The sequence below is a fragment of the Mesorhizobium sp. genome (genome assembly GCF_004963255.1).
Lineage (GTDB): Bacteria > Pseudomonadota > Alphaproteobacteria > Rhizobiales > Rhizobiaceae > Mesorhizobium.
In genome coordinates, this window is the sequence record NZ_SUGA01000004.1 from 1 (window position 1) to 12,707 (window position 12,707).

A 12,707-nucleotide genomic window follows, 5' to 3' on the forward strand; every position below is an offset into this window, starting at 1 on the left:
TTTTTACGCAATTCCGGACGGAAAACCGCTCACACTTTTCCTGGAATTGCTCTAGCGCGAATGCTTCAGGGCTGCAGCTTTGCGCCCGCCCCGCCATTGTCGCCGCCGTCCGAATCGTCACCCCCGGTGGAATCGTCCGTTCCGTTCGCGCCGTCATCGCCGCTCGAATTGCCGTCCTGTCCCGCGCTGTCGTCCTGGACCTCGTCCGGGCCCTTCAGCATCGCGCCATTGACCGCGACGGACCCATCGGCCTTGGTGTTGATCACCCACTCCAGGCGACCGTCCGGCAACGTCTTGCCGAAGCCCTTGACGGCCAGGGCAAAGGGAAAGGCCTGCGCCATCTGCTCATCGCTCTTGGCGCCTTCCTTCAGGGCATCGACGATCTTGTCATAGCCGGCGACGTCGATGGTCACGCTCGCATCCGGTTTCTCGCCTGGAAATGTCATCTCGCCTTCCAGCGCGACCTCGATGTCGCCGTTCTTCACCGTGCTGTGCCCGATGACGACCTTGGGATTCTTGGCCTTGAAATCGGCGACCAGAGCCTTGCCGAATTCATCCGAGAGCGGTGGTTCCTTGTTGAGATCAAAGGCTTCGATCGCCTTTTTCGCCATCGTATCGAGATCGATATTGGCGCCGCCGAAGTTCAGGTCGATGTCGGTTGGCAGCAAGGGGGTGGTCCATTCTGGCAGGGTCTGATGCGGGATCGTCAGCCCCGAGGCCTTGATCGTGTAATCGACCTTGCCGTTCTGGGAGACGCCGTCCATGCCGAATGCGGTGCTGAATTGCTTCGCGCCGAACTTGCCGACAGGGCTCTCCACCTCGAAATCCTTGAAGCCGTAATTGCCGTCGATCCTTTCCCAGACGGGCAGCGCGGCGAGCATAAGCGATTTGAGCTCAGCCTGGTTCGCCTTGAGCTTGGCTTCGTCCTCATTGGCCACGGCGAAGGCAAGCAGGTCGAGCAGCGGCTTCGTCCGCACGCCTTTGCCGTTTGTATCCACCGAAAGTTCCGGCGTCTTCAAGGTGAGCGGGAAATTCATTCCGCTGTTGGGATCGTCGATCTTGATCTTCTCGACGAAGTCCGAAACTTTCTGGGTGGCCGTGAAGTCGACGCCACCATTGGCGGACTTGGTCGCGGTAACGGTGGCGGTGCCGGCGCCGGTCGAGACATCGGCCTGCTGCTTGGCTTCCCGGGACGTCATGGTCATCCCGGCCAAGGAGCTGGTGGCGTTGGTGAAGGCGGCAAGCGCCGGATCGTAGACGCTGGTCAGCTTGCCGTCCTTGATCGTGAACTCCATGCTCTGACGGCCTTCCGGCCCATCGAACTCGAAAGACGCGCCTTGCGAGAAATTCGACGAGACGTCCCATGATCCGTCGCTGCGCGGCTTCACCATCAGCGCGTATGGCGCCATGTCAAATTTCAGGAGCTTCTGCTCCGGCACCGCATTGACGAGTGCTTTGATGTCGAGCGCGATCTTGTAGGCGTCGCCCTCGACCGAAACCTTGAGCACCCCCTTGTCGAAAGCCTGCTTGCCGAAATAGCGCGCCAGATCGTCGGAAAGCTGCTTGGCGCCTTGATTGTCGACGGTCTGGGCAAAAGCTGGCGCGCTGAGCGCGAGGGCAAAGGCGAGTGGCAAAATACGCTTCACGTCGGTTCTCCGTGCTGTCGGAAGACGAAACAATGGCTTCTGGTAGGCAAGAAGCGTCACAGCCGCAAGACGCCGACTGTAGGCCAAAAGCGCATCCGGCTAAAGCACCAGCCGCATCAGCGGCCGGCCGGGCTTGCGCTCCACGAGCCTTTCGAAGCCGGCCTTCTCGAACACCCGCGACGAGCCGACGAAAAGCCCGATCGAGCGCGAATCGCGCGACAGGTCGATCGGGCAGGCTTCCAGCAGCCTCGCGCCATTCTCGCGCGCAAAGGCGATGCCGCCCTCGACGGGCCTATGCGAGACCCCGCGGCCCCTCGCTTTGAGGCGGATGAAGAAGCAGGAGATCGCCCAGACATCCGGGTCGCCGGCATCGGCCGGGTCGACCGGCGCCGAGCCTCTGCCCTGATTGTTCCACTCGGGCACGTCGGCGCGCGGGCCGACCTGCATCCAGCCGACGGCCTTGCCGTCCTCAAACGCCAGGAGTCCCGGCGGCGGACCTGCCTCTATGCGCGCCTTGATAAGGTCCTTGTTGCGCTCCTTGTCGCTGGCGCGGCGCTCCGCCGGCGCCAGCCGGAAATGCGTGCACCAGCAGCCGTAACAAGCGCCCTGCTTGCCGAAGAGGTCCTCGAAATCGGCCCAGCGCTCGGGGGTCAGCGGTGCTATGGTCGTGCTCATGCGTTCTCCCCAGGCCAAGCTTGTTGCCAGCCCTGCGCTGTCGTACCATTGCGTTTGTTCTCTTTATGTTCGCAGCGATGGCGGCTCCTGTCAACAATCCCGAACACGGTTTTTGCCGTGACTGCCTGGCGCTCCAGCGCTCGGAGACGCGTCGCTGCGATCGCTGCGGCAGCCCGCGCCTTGTCCGGCACACGGAGCTCTACCGGCTCAAGATCGCGCATATCGATTGCGACGCCTTCTACGCGGCGATCGAAAAGCGCGATAATCCGGCGCTGAAGGACAAGCCGGTCATCGTCGGCGGCGGCCGGCGCGGCGTCGTGTCCACCGCCTGCTACATCGCCCGCATTCAGGGCGTTCGCTCGGCCATGCCGATGTTCAAGGCGCTGGAACTCTGCCCGGAAGCGGTGGTGATTCCGCCCAACATGGAGAAATATGTCGGTGTCGGCCGCCAGGTCCGCGCGTTGACGCTGGCGTTGACGCCGCAGGTCGAGCCGCTGTCGATCGACGAGGCGTTTCTCGACCTCGCCGGCACCGAGCGTCTGCACGGCATGCCGCCGGCGCTGGTGCTGGCCCGCTTCGCGCAGACGGTGGAAAAGGAACTCGGCATCACCGTCTCGGCGGGCCTTTCCTACTGCAAGTTCCTGGCCAAGATCGCCTCGGATTTCCGCAAGCCGCGCGGCTTTTCGGTGATCGGCGAAGCGGAGGCGCCGAGCTTCCTCGCCGCCCAGCCGGTGACGATGATCTGGGGCGTGGGCAAGGCTTTGGCCGCGACGCTGGAGCGCGACGGCATCCGCATGATCGCGCAATTGCAGCGCATGGAGCGCGGCGACCTGATGCGCCGTTATGGCGTCATGGGCGACCGGCTCTACCGGCTCTCGCGCGGCGAGGACGACCGCCCGGTCGACCCCGGCGGCGACGCAAAGAGCGTGTCGGCCGAAACCACTTTCGATAATGACATCGGCGCCCTGTCGGAACTGGTGCCGGTGCTGCGCGGCCTGTCGGAAAAGGTCTCGGCGCGGTTGAAGAAATCCGGCATTGCGGGGCGCACCGTGGTGCTGAAGCTGAAGACGCAGGATTTCAAGCTTCGCACCCGCAACCGCCAGCTCGGCGATCCGACGCGCCTTGCCGATCGCATCTTCCAGACCGGCCTCGACCTGTTGCGCCGCGAAGCCGACGGCACGAAGTTCCGCCTGCTCGGCATCGGCGTCAGCGATCTCTCCAATGACGACAAGGCCGACCCGCCCGACCTGGTCGACATCCAGTCGCGCAAGCGCGCGCTGGCCGAAGGCGCGATGGACACGTTGCGCGACAAATTCGGCAGGAAAGCGGTCGAGACCGGCTATACATTCGGCAAGGGCCGCGCCGCCAATCCGCCCGAGCCGCTGGAGGATTGAGGTTTCGAGCAATTCCAGGAAAAGTGTGAGCGGTTTTCCGTCCGGAATTGCGTCTAAGCAAAGGTCAGTTGCGCTTCAGATCGATCCTGCTGGTCACCACCATCTTGCCGGTGGCGGGATCCATGTCGGTCACTGTCATGCGCATATTGTCCGGCCCGGTCTTCTCGACCGTCAGCTCCGCGTCGCGGTCGCCATTGACGATCTTCGCCCAATGGATGTCGAGGTCGATCGCATCGCCCTTGCGGCTTCCGTTGAGCCCGGCGGGTCCGCTGCGCGAGCCGATATAGGTGCCGGTGTAGCTCGCTCCGCTGACCTTCAGGTCGGCGCGGATTTCGCGCGACATGATCAGCAGCGCGCGGCAGGTGCCATCAAGCGACAGCGAGTCCGCCGTCGCGTCCGAAGTGAAGGTGCAGTTGATGTTCATCACCGGCGTGTTCGTCCTGATCCTGACCGTTCCCTTGCCGGAAAACTCGCCCTGCAGCGAACGCAGGAAGGCCGCCTCGTCGGCATGCGCCCCGGTCGCGCAGAAAAGACAGGCGGCGGCCAGCAAGGCAGCGATCGATTTCATCAAGGTGTTCCCCTCTCGCGATCACTCGTACAATTCCAGGAAAAGTACGAAACGGTTCAGCCGGCGCCTGCCGACGGAAGGCGTGGCCTTAACGGATGCCCAGGCGTCAGGTTCCGCCGCGGCGATGACTGTTTTTTGATACGAATCCCTGGCCCAGTGGAATAACGCCACTAACGGTTGCAGGCCAGGTCCGGGCTTGCGAGATAGAGCCCCAAATGGCACCCGCTCCCTCGATCCCCAAAGCCGCATTCTGGATGGCGCTGTCAATCGCCTCCTTCCTGGCGATGACCGTCGCCGGCCGCGCCACGACCAGCGATCTCAACGTCTTCCAGGTGCTGGAGCTGCGCTCGGTGATCGGTTTCTTCATCCTGCTGCCGCTGGTGATGACAAGCGGCGGCTTCCGGGCCATGCTCACGAAACGCCCGTTCACGCATATCGCCCGCAATGTCATCCACTATACCGGCCAGGCGGCGTGGCTCTATGCGCTGACGCTGATACCGCTCGCCGTGCTGATTTCCATTGAATTCACCACACCGATCTGGACCGCGGTTTTCGCGGTCGGTTTTCTCGGCGAACGGCTCTCCAGGCCCAGGCTGACGGCTATTGTGCTCGGCCTGATCGGGGTGATCATCATCGTGCGTCCAGGCGTCAGCTCGGTCAATCCGGGGCAACTCATCGTGCTGGGCGCCGCGCTCTGCTTCGGCGCTTCGGTGGTCATGGTGAAATCGCTGACGAGGACAGACAGCGTCGTGCGCATTATCTTCTGGATGCTGATCATCCAGTCGGTGCTCGGCCTGCTGCCCGCGCTCTACGAGTGGCGCAACCCGCCGCTTGCGCTTTGGCCATGGATCGTGGTGATCGCTTTCACAGGCATGTCGTCACACTTCTGCATGGCGCGCGCACTGGCTTATGCGGACGCCACCCTCATCTCGCCGATGGATTTCCTGCGTGTGCCGCTGTCGGCGTTTGTCGGCTGGCTGCTCTATCACGAGCAGATCGACATCTTCACCGCCGGGGGCGCGGCGCTGATTCTGGCCGGCAACCTGCTCAATTTGCAGAAGAAGACGCCACAGGTGGCGGAGGCCGAGGCGGCAACGCCCTGAGCTAAACCAGCTCCACCTCGACCACACCCGGCACCGCCCGCATCGCCGACGCCACTTGCGGCGAGATGCGGTAGCGGTTGGGCAACTCGATCTCGACCTCGCCCTGTCCTGCTTCCTTGATCAGCACGAAGCTCACCTGCCCCTCGCCCTTGACCGAGAGCTGGTTGGCCAGCGCGCCGAGTGGTGCCGCGTCGCGCACGAAGATGCGCAGCGCCTTCTGGATGCGGCTCGCCTCATCCTCCAGCGACTGCACGGTCTGGATGCGCAGGTTGATGCCTTCCGGCCGGTCTTCGGCCGAAACGGTGATCACCACCGAGCGGCCCGGCTCCAGCATGTCGCGATACTGCCCCAGCCCTTCGGAGAACAGCACCGCCTCATATTGGCCGGTCGTGTCGGAAAACTGCACCACGCCCATCTTGTTGCCGGTGCGAGTCTTGCGCTCCTGCTTGGTGGTGACGGTGCCGGCAAGCCGGCCTGCGGCCGCGCCGCGTTTGACCGCGGCCGAGAATTCCGCCCAGTTTTGCACCCGCATCTTCTGAAGTGCTGCCTTGTACTCATCCAGCGGATGCGCGGAGAGATAGAAGCCCACCACCTGGAACTCGCGATGCAGCCGATCCGCGGCCAGCCACGGATCGGTCGCCGGCAGGTTGAGCGCCTGCGACTGGCTGCCAAGCGATGCGCCGAAAATGTCGGCCTGGCCGGAGATGGCGTTCTGCTGCGCCAGCGAGGCCAGCCCCATCATCCGCTCGACGCCGGCCATCATCTGGGCACGGTCATGCCCGAAGCAATCGAGCGCACCGGCCATGATCAGGCTTTCGAAAACGCGCTTGCCGACGATCTTCGGATCGACCCGCTCGCAGAAGTCGGCAAGGTTCTTGAACGGCTTCTCCCCACGCACTGCGACGATGTGCTCGACCGCCGCGTCGCCCACGCCTTTGAGCGCCGCCAGAGAATAGAAGATCTTGTTTTCACCCACTTCGAACGGGCGGAAGCTGGTCATCACCGACGGCGCCACCACCTCGATGCCGAGCCGCATGGCGTCCTGGCGGAAGTCGGCCAGCTTGTCTGTGTTGCTCATGTCGAGCGTCATCGACGCCGCCAGGAACTCGACCGGGTAATGCGCCTTGAGATAGGCGGTCTGATAGGAAACCACCGCGTAGGCAGCCGCGTGCGACTTGTTGAAGCCGTAGTCGGCGAACTTCGCCAGCAGGTCGAAGATGAAGTCGGCCTGCGGCTTAGAGACGCCGCGCTCGACCGCGCCGGAGACGAAGCGCTCGCGCTGCTTGTCCATTTCGGCGCGGATCTTCTTGCCCATGGCGCGGCGCAGGAGGTCGGCTTCGCCGAGCGAATAGCCGGACAGCTCCTGCGCGATCTGCATCACCTGTTCCTGGTAGACGATGACGCCTTGCGTCTCCTTCACCAGATGGTCGATCTTGGGATGGATCGAGGCCATCTCCTCCTCGCCATGCTTTCTGGCGTTGTAGGTCGGGATATTCTCCATCGGACCGGGGCGGTAGAGCGCCACCAGCGCGATGATGTCCTCGATGCAGTCCGGCCGCATGCCGATCAGCGCCTTGCGCATGCCGGCACTTTCAACCTGGAACACGCCGACAACCTCGCCGCGCGACAGCATGGCGTAGGTTTCCTTGTCGTCGAGCGGGATCGTGGCGAGATCGATATCGACGCCGCGTCGGCGGATGAGCTTCACCGCGGTTTCCAGCACGGTCAGCGTCTTCAGGCCGAGGAAGTCGAACTTCACCAGCCCGGCCTGCTCGACATATTTCATGTTGAACTGGGTGACCGGCATGTCCGAGCGCGGATCGCGGTACATCGGCACCAGTTCGGACAGCGGCCGGTCGCCGATGACGATGCCGGCGGCATGCGTCGAGGCATGGCGGTAGAGGCCTTCGAGCTTCTGCGCCGTATCGAGCAGCGTCTGCACGATCGGCTCCTTTTCCGCCTCCTCGGCGAAGCGCGGCTCATTGGCGATGGCATCCGCCAGCTTGACGGGATTGGCCGGGTTCTGCGGCACCATCTTGGAGAGCTTGTCGACCTGGCCGTAGGGCATCTGCAGCACGCGGCCGACGTCGCGCAGCACGGCGCGCGCCTGCAGCGTTCCGAAGGTGATGATCTGGCCGACCTGGTCGCGGCCGTATTTCTGCTGGACGTAGCGGATGACTTCTTCGCGCCGGTCCTGGCAGAAATCGATGTCGAAGTCCGGCATCGAGACGCGGTCCGGGTTGAGGAAGCGCTCGAACAGCAGCGAGAAGCGCAGCGGATCGATATCGGTGATGGTGGTCGAATAGGCGACCAGCGAACCGGCGCCCGAACCGCGCCCCGGGCCGACGGGAATGCCTTGCGACTTGGCCCATTTGATGAAGTCGGCGACGATCAGGAAATAGCCCGGAAACTTCATCTTCTCGATGATGCCGAGCTCGAATTCCAGCCGTTCGCGATATTGCTCGACTGTGTAGCCCGGTGTTGGCCCATGCGCGGCAAGCCGCGCCTCCAGCCCTTCGCGCGCCTGGCGCGCCAGCTCCGCGGCTTCCGCCTTCTCGGCGGCGTCCTTGTCGGTTGCGTCGGCGCCGGTGAAGCGCGGCAGGATCGGGCTGCGGTTCTTCGGATAGTAGGAGCAGCGCATGGCGATCTCGACGGTGTTGTCGATCGCTTCCGGCAGATCGGAGAAGAGCCGCGCCATCTCGGCCTGGCTGCGCAGGAAATTGTCCGGCGAAAGCCGCCGGCGATTGTCCGCTGCGACCACCGATCCCTCGGCAATCGCAATCAGCGCGTCGTGCGCCTCGTAGTCCTCGCGCTTGGAGAAGAATGCCTCGTTGGTGGCGACCAGCGGCAGGTCGTGGGTATAGGCCAGGTCGACCGTCGACTTCTCGACCATGCGGTCATAGCCGGCGACCCGCTCCACCTCGACATAAAGCCTGTCGCCGAACAGGTGCTTCAGGAACAGCAGCCGCTGTTCGGCGAGGTCGCGCCGGTCCGCTTTCAGCGCGCTGCCGATCGGACCGCGCGGGCCGCCGGTCAGGCAGATCAAGCCGTCGCTTTTGCCTTCCAGCATGGCGCTGGTCAGGTGCACCGGCTCGCCGGGCGGCGTCTCCAGATAGACCTTGCTGATCAGCCGCACGAGATTGGCATAGCCAGCCTCGCTGGCGGCGATCAGCACGACCGGCGACATTTCCGGCCCATGCCGGCGGCGGTCGCGCTGACCGTCGCTCGCCTCTCCGGAAAAGGCGAGATCGACCTGGCAGCCGATGATCGGCTGGACGCCGTCCTTGACCGCCTTCTGGGCGAATTCCAGCGCGCCGAACAGATTGTTGGTGTCGGTGACCGCTATAGCCGGCGCCTCGTCCTTGACCGCATGGCCGACGATTGCGCCGAGTTGCAGCGCGCCTTCGAGCAGCGAATAGGCCGAGTGCACGCGCAAATGGATGAAGGTCCTCGCCGGCGCTTCCGGGCGCGCGGCCTTCACGGCTGCTTCGCGCTGCAACGGGTCGCGTGGAAGTCGTTCATCCGCCATGTTTTTTCGCGCTGTCCCAGAGACTCAAAATCCATGCAGATGTATTGTCCCGGACGCGGCCATGCCAGTCCAGCACAAATGACCGACAAGGCACAGGCTTACGGCCGGCTACCGCCTCTTCTCAGGCGAACTCCATGATCACCGCATCGACCGCCAGGCTGTCGCCTGGCTTGGCGTTGAGCTTGGCTATCGTCAGGTCGCGCTCGGCGCGCAGCACGTTTTCCATCTTCATGGCCTCGACCACGGCCAGCGTCTCGCCGGCCTTGACCTCTTGGCCCTCCGCCACCGCGATCGAGACGACGAGACCGGGCATCGGGCAGAGCAGCATCTTCGAGGTGTCCGGCGGCAGTTTCTCCGGCATCAGCCTTTCAAGCTCTGCCGTGCGTGGCAGCATCGCGCGCGCCGTCACCGACATGCCTTTCCAGGCGATGCGCAAACCGTTCAGCATCGGACGGATCTGTGCGACGACCTTGTCGCCGCCGACCCTGCCCTGCCAGAGCCCGTCGCCCGGCCGCCAGTCTGAGGCAATTGTCAGCGGCTTGCCGCCGTCGATCGACAGATCGACCTCCATCGGGATCGAGACCATGCCGTCGACAATCGCGACCGGGAGATAGTCCGCGCCGATCTTCACCACCCAGTCGCGCCTGAGATAGCCGGAATGCGGCGCCAGCCGGCCGCTCAGGCGGTCGAGCCGGTCGCGGCGCAAAAGTTCGATCGCGGTAGCGACGGCGGCGAAAACGGCCCTTCCCTCGCCATCCGGCGCGACCGGCGAAAAACCGTCCGGATATTCCTCGGCGATGAAGCCGGTCGACAGCCGCCCCTCGCGCCAGCGCGGGTGCTGCATCAGCGCCGAAAGGAACGGGATGTTGTGCTCGATGCCGTCGACGACGAAGCTGTCCAGCGCCTCCGACATGGCGTCGATCGCCTCCAGCCTTGTCGGCGCCCAGGTGCAGAGCTTCGCCACCATAGGGTCATAGAACATCGAGATTTCGGATCCTTCGGTGACGCCGGTGTCGTTGCGGATCACGATGTCGCCGAACGTGCCCTCCTGCGGCGGCCTGTAGCGGGTCAGCCGGCCGATCGACGGCAGGAAGTTGCGGAAAGGATCCTCTGCATAGAGGCGGCTTTCCACCGCCCAGCCGTTGAGCTTCACATCGCTCTGCTTGATGGCGAGCTTCTCGCCGGCGGCGACGCGGATCATCTGTTCGACCAGGTCGATGCCGGTGACCAGTTCGGTCACCGGGTGCTCGACCTGCAATCGCGTATTCATTTCAAGGAAATAGAAGTTCTTGTCCTTGTCGACGATAAACTCGACGGTGCCGGCGCTCTGATAGTCGACGGCTTTCGCCAGCGCCACCGCCTGCCCGCCCATCGCCTTCCTGGTCTTGGCGTCGAGGAATGGCGACGGCGCCTCCTCAACCACCTTCTGGTTGCGGCGCTGGATCGAGCACTCGCGCTCGCCGAGATAGAGCGCCGTGCCATGCGCGTCGGCCAGCACCTGGATCTCGATATGGCGCGGATCGACGACGAACTTCTCGATGAAGACGCGGTCGTCGCCGAAGGAGCTTTTCGCCTCCGAGCGCGCCCGGTCGAAGCCGTCGCGCACCTCCGCCTGGCTCCAGGCGATGCGCATGCCCTTGCCGCCGCCGCCGGCCGAAGCCTTGATCATGACCGGATAGCCGATCTCGCCGGCGATCCGCTCGGCATGGTCGGCGTCTTCGATGACGCCTAGCCAACCCGGCACGGTCGAGACCTTGGCTTCGCTGGCGAACTTCTTCGATTCGATCTTGTCGCCCATCGCCTTGATGGCCTTGGGCTTCGGACCGATGAAGACGATGCCTTGCTTCTCCAGCGCCTCGCAAAATGAGGCGCGCTCCGACAGGAAGCCATAGCCCGGATGCACGGCCTCGGCACCGGTCTCCTTGCAGGCGGCGATGATCTTCTCCGGCAGCAGATAGCTCTGAGCCGCCGGCGAAGGCCCGATATGCACCGCTTCGTCGGCCATTTCGACATGCACGGCATCGCGATCGGCATCCGAATAGACCGCGACCGTGGCAATGCCCATCTTGCGCGCCGTCTTGATGACGCGACAGGCGATCTCGCCGCGATTGGCGATGAGGATCTTCTTGAACATTCGGATGTCGTTCCTCCGGCGAAGCGGATCAGTTCTATGGATAATTCCGGCGCGCCTCAAGTACCCACGGGCAGGCTCCCAAGGCTGGCGCATATTGCAGAAACCGCGCCGAAAAACGTCGCAAGAGACGTTGGCCGCCAGCGCGGAACTCGCTAAAGTTACCCCAACACAAAAGGGATGGCAGGCTGGCATTCGCCATGGGCAGCCTGCCGTTAGCTAAAACTTACAGATCGCTTGGGAGGAATGCCTCATGAAAACGCGTGCCGCCGTAGCCGTTGCCGCCGGAAAGCCGCTGGAGATCATGGAGGTGGACCTGGAAGGGCCGCGCGAAGGCGAGGTGCTGGTCGAGGTCAAGGCGACCGGCATCTGCCACACCGACGAGTTCACGCTGTCGGGCGCCGATCCGGAAGGCATCTTTCCGGCCATCCTCGGCCATGAGGGCGCCGGCATCGTCGTCGATGTCGGCAAGGGCGTCACCTCGGTCAGGAAGGGCGACCATGTCATCCCGCTCTATACGCCCGAATGCCGCCAGTGCCCGTCCTGCCTGTCGCGCAAGACCAATCTATGCACCGCCATCCGCGCCACGCAGGGCCAGGGGTTGATGCCCGACGGCACCTCGCGCTTCTCGCTCGGCGGCGAAAAACTGTTCCATTACATGGGCTGCTCGACCTTCTCCAACTTCACCGTGCTGCCGGAGATCGCTGTCGCCAAGGTCAATCCCGACGCCCCCTTCGACAAGATCTGCTATATCGGCTGCGGCGTCACCACCGGCATTGGCGCGGTGATCAACACCGCCAAGGTCGAACAGGGCGCGACGGCCGTCGTCTTCGGCCTCGGCGGCATTGGCCTCAACGTCATCCAGGGGCTTCGCCTTGCCGGTGCCGACATGATCATCGGCGTCGATGTCAACAACGATAAGAAGGCCTGGGGCGAGAAATTCGGCATGACGCATTTCGTCAATCCGAAGGAGATCGACGGTGACATCGTGCCTTACCTGGTCAACATGACCAAGCGGGGCGCCGACCAGATCGGCGGCGCCGACTACACCTTTGACTGCACCGGCAACACCAAGGTGATGCGCCAGGCGCTGGAGGCCTCGCATCGCGGCTGGGGCAAGTCGGTCATCATCGGCGTTGCCGGCGCCGGCCAGGAGATTTCGACGCGGCCCTTCCAGCTGGTCACCGGCCGCACCTGGATGGGCACCGCCTTCGGCGGCGCGCGCGGCCGCACCGACGTGCCCAGGATCGTCGACTGGTACATGGAAAAGAAGATTAAGATCGATCCGATGATCACCCATACGCTGAAGCTGGAGGACATCAACAAGGGTTTCGACCTCATGCATGAGGGCAAGTCGATCCGCAGCGTCGTGGTCTACTAGGTGAAGGAGGTCCGAATTCGCTTTATCGACCACGAGAAATCGACGATCCATCGGATACGGAACTTCGGCGAGGATCTGTGGCGGAATTTTCGGGACAACAAGCACGTCGAAAGCGACCTGAAGGAGATCGATCGCGCGAAAGACGAAATCACCTATCTCGTGCATGGCAGGTTCTTGAGGAGGAGCTTGAGCGAAGTGCACCGACTGCTGGAGGGGCACTTCATGGAAAGTGAGGTGGTCATCGACACTGGGTCGGCATGACCGAAAAACATGGGAGGAA

The 12,707-nt window shown here is 63.7% G+C and carries 9 protein-coding genes; 4 read left to right on the forward strand and 5 right to left on the reverse strand.

The features are described from left to right. Window positions 1-65 precede the first annotated feature (65 nt). Together E5X34_RS06570 and E5X34_RS06575 are read right to left on the reverse strand one after the other, a co-directional pair. Window positions 66-1,646: a hypothetical protein gene (locus tag E5X34_RS06570; protein WP_292562398.1), complete on the reverse strand. Its 1,581-nt coding sequence runs from the start codon at window positions 1,644-1,646 to the stop codon at window positions 66-68. Between the two features lie 99 nt (window positions 1,647-1,745). After that, on the reverse strand, window positions 1,746-2,321 hold the full coding sequence (locus E5X34_RS06575; protein WP_292562400.1) for a GNAT family N-acetyltransferase: 576 nt from the start codon (window positions 2,319-2,321) through the stop codon (window positions 1,746-1,748). A 65-nt stretch (window positions 2,322-2,386) separates the two neighbouring features. On the opposite strand from E5X34_RS06575, the gene E5X34_RS06580 reads away from it, so the two are divergent. Further along, window positions 2,387-3,715: a DNA polymerase IV gene (locus tag E5X34_RS06580; protein WP_292562402.1), complete on the forward strand. Its 1,329-nt coding sequence runs from the start codon at window positions 2,387-2,389 to the stop codon at window positions 3,713-3,715. Window positions 3,716-3,779: 64 nt separating this feature from the next. Here E5X34_RS06580 and E5X34_RS06585 read toward each other — a convergent pair whose 3' ends face one another. Further along, on the reverse strand, window positions 3,780-4,283 hold the full coding sequence (locus tag E5X34_RS06585; protein ID WP_292562404.1) for a hypothetical protein: 504 nt from the start codon (window positions 4,281-4,283) through the stop codon (window positions 3,780-3,782). A 215-nt stretch (window positions 4,284-4,498) separates the two neighbouring features. On the opposite strand from E5X34_RS06585, the gene E5X34_RS06590 reads away from it, so the two are divergent. Next, entirely contained in the window at window positions 4,499-5,386 is an 888-nt protein-coding gene (locus tag E5X34_RS06590; protein ID WP_292562405.1) for a DMT family transporter, read from the forward strand. Between the two features lies 1 nt (window position 5,387). Here E5X34_RS06590 and dnaE read toward each other — a convergent pair whose 3' ends face one another. Further along, entirely contained in the window at window positions 5,388-8,915 is a 3,528-nt protein-coding gene (dnaE, locus tag E5X34_RS06595) for a DNA polymerase III subunit alpha (protein WP_292562407.1), read from the reverse strand. A gap of 121 nt (window positions 8,916-9,036) precedes the next feature. After that, window positions 9,037-11,049, reverse strand: a complete 2,013-nt coding sequence (locus tag E5X34_RS06600; protein WP_292562409.1) for an acetyl/propionyl/methylcrotonyl-CoA carboxylase subunit alpha — start codon at window positions 11,047-11,049, stop codon at window positions 9,037-9,039. 250 nt (window positions 11,050-11,299) lie between these two features. Between E5X34_RS06600 and E5X34_RS06605 the strand changes: the two genes are divergently transcribed. Together E5X34_RS06605 and E5X34_RS06610 are read left to right on the forward strand one after the other, a co-directional pair. After that, complete coding sequence (locus E5X34_RS06605) at window positions 11,300-12,427, forward strand: S-(hydroxymethyl)glutathione dehydrogenase/class III alcohol dehydrogenase (protein ID WP_292562410.1); 1,128 nt, start codon at window positions 11,300-11,302, stop codon at window positions 12,425-12,427. Beyond that, a complete protein-coding gene (locus E5X34_RS06610) occupies window positions 12,428-12,688 on the forward strand; it encodes a hypothetical protein (RefSeq protein ID WP_292562412.1) in 261 nt (86 codons plus the stop codon). The last annotated feature ends 19 nt before the right edge of the window (window positions 12,689-12,707 follow it).

Coding starts and splice junctions, on each gene's coding strand:
- E5X34_RS06575 (WP_292562400.1), bottom strand. CDS start 2,321: ATGAGCACGACCATAGCACCGCTGACCCCCGAGCGCTGGGCCGATTTC.
- E5X34_RS06580 (WP_292562402.1), top strand. CDS start 2,387: ATGTTCGCAGCGATGGCGGCTCCTGTCAACAATCCCGAACACGGTTTT.
- E5X34_RS06585 (WP_292562404.1), bottom strand. CDS start 4,283: ATGAAATCGATCGCTGCCTTGCTGGCCGCCGCCTGTCTTTTCTGCGCG.
- E5X34_RS06590 (WP_292562405.1), top strand. CDS start 4,499: ATGGCACCCGCTCCCTCGATCCCCAAAGCCGCATTCTGGATGGCGCTG.
- dnaE (WP_292562407.1), bottom strand. CDS start 8,915: ATGGCGGATGAACGACTTCCACGCGACCCGTTGCAGCGCGAAGCAGCC.
- E5X34_RS06600 (WP_292562409.1), bottom strand. CDS start 11,049: ATGTTCAAGAAGATCCTCATCGCCAATCGCGGCGAGATCGCCTGTCGC.
- E5X34_RS06605 (WP_292562410.1), top strand. CDS start 11,300: ATGAAAACGCGTGCCGCCGTAGCCGTTGCCGCCGGAAAGCCGCTGGAG.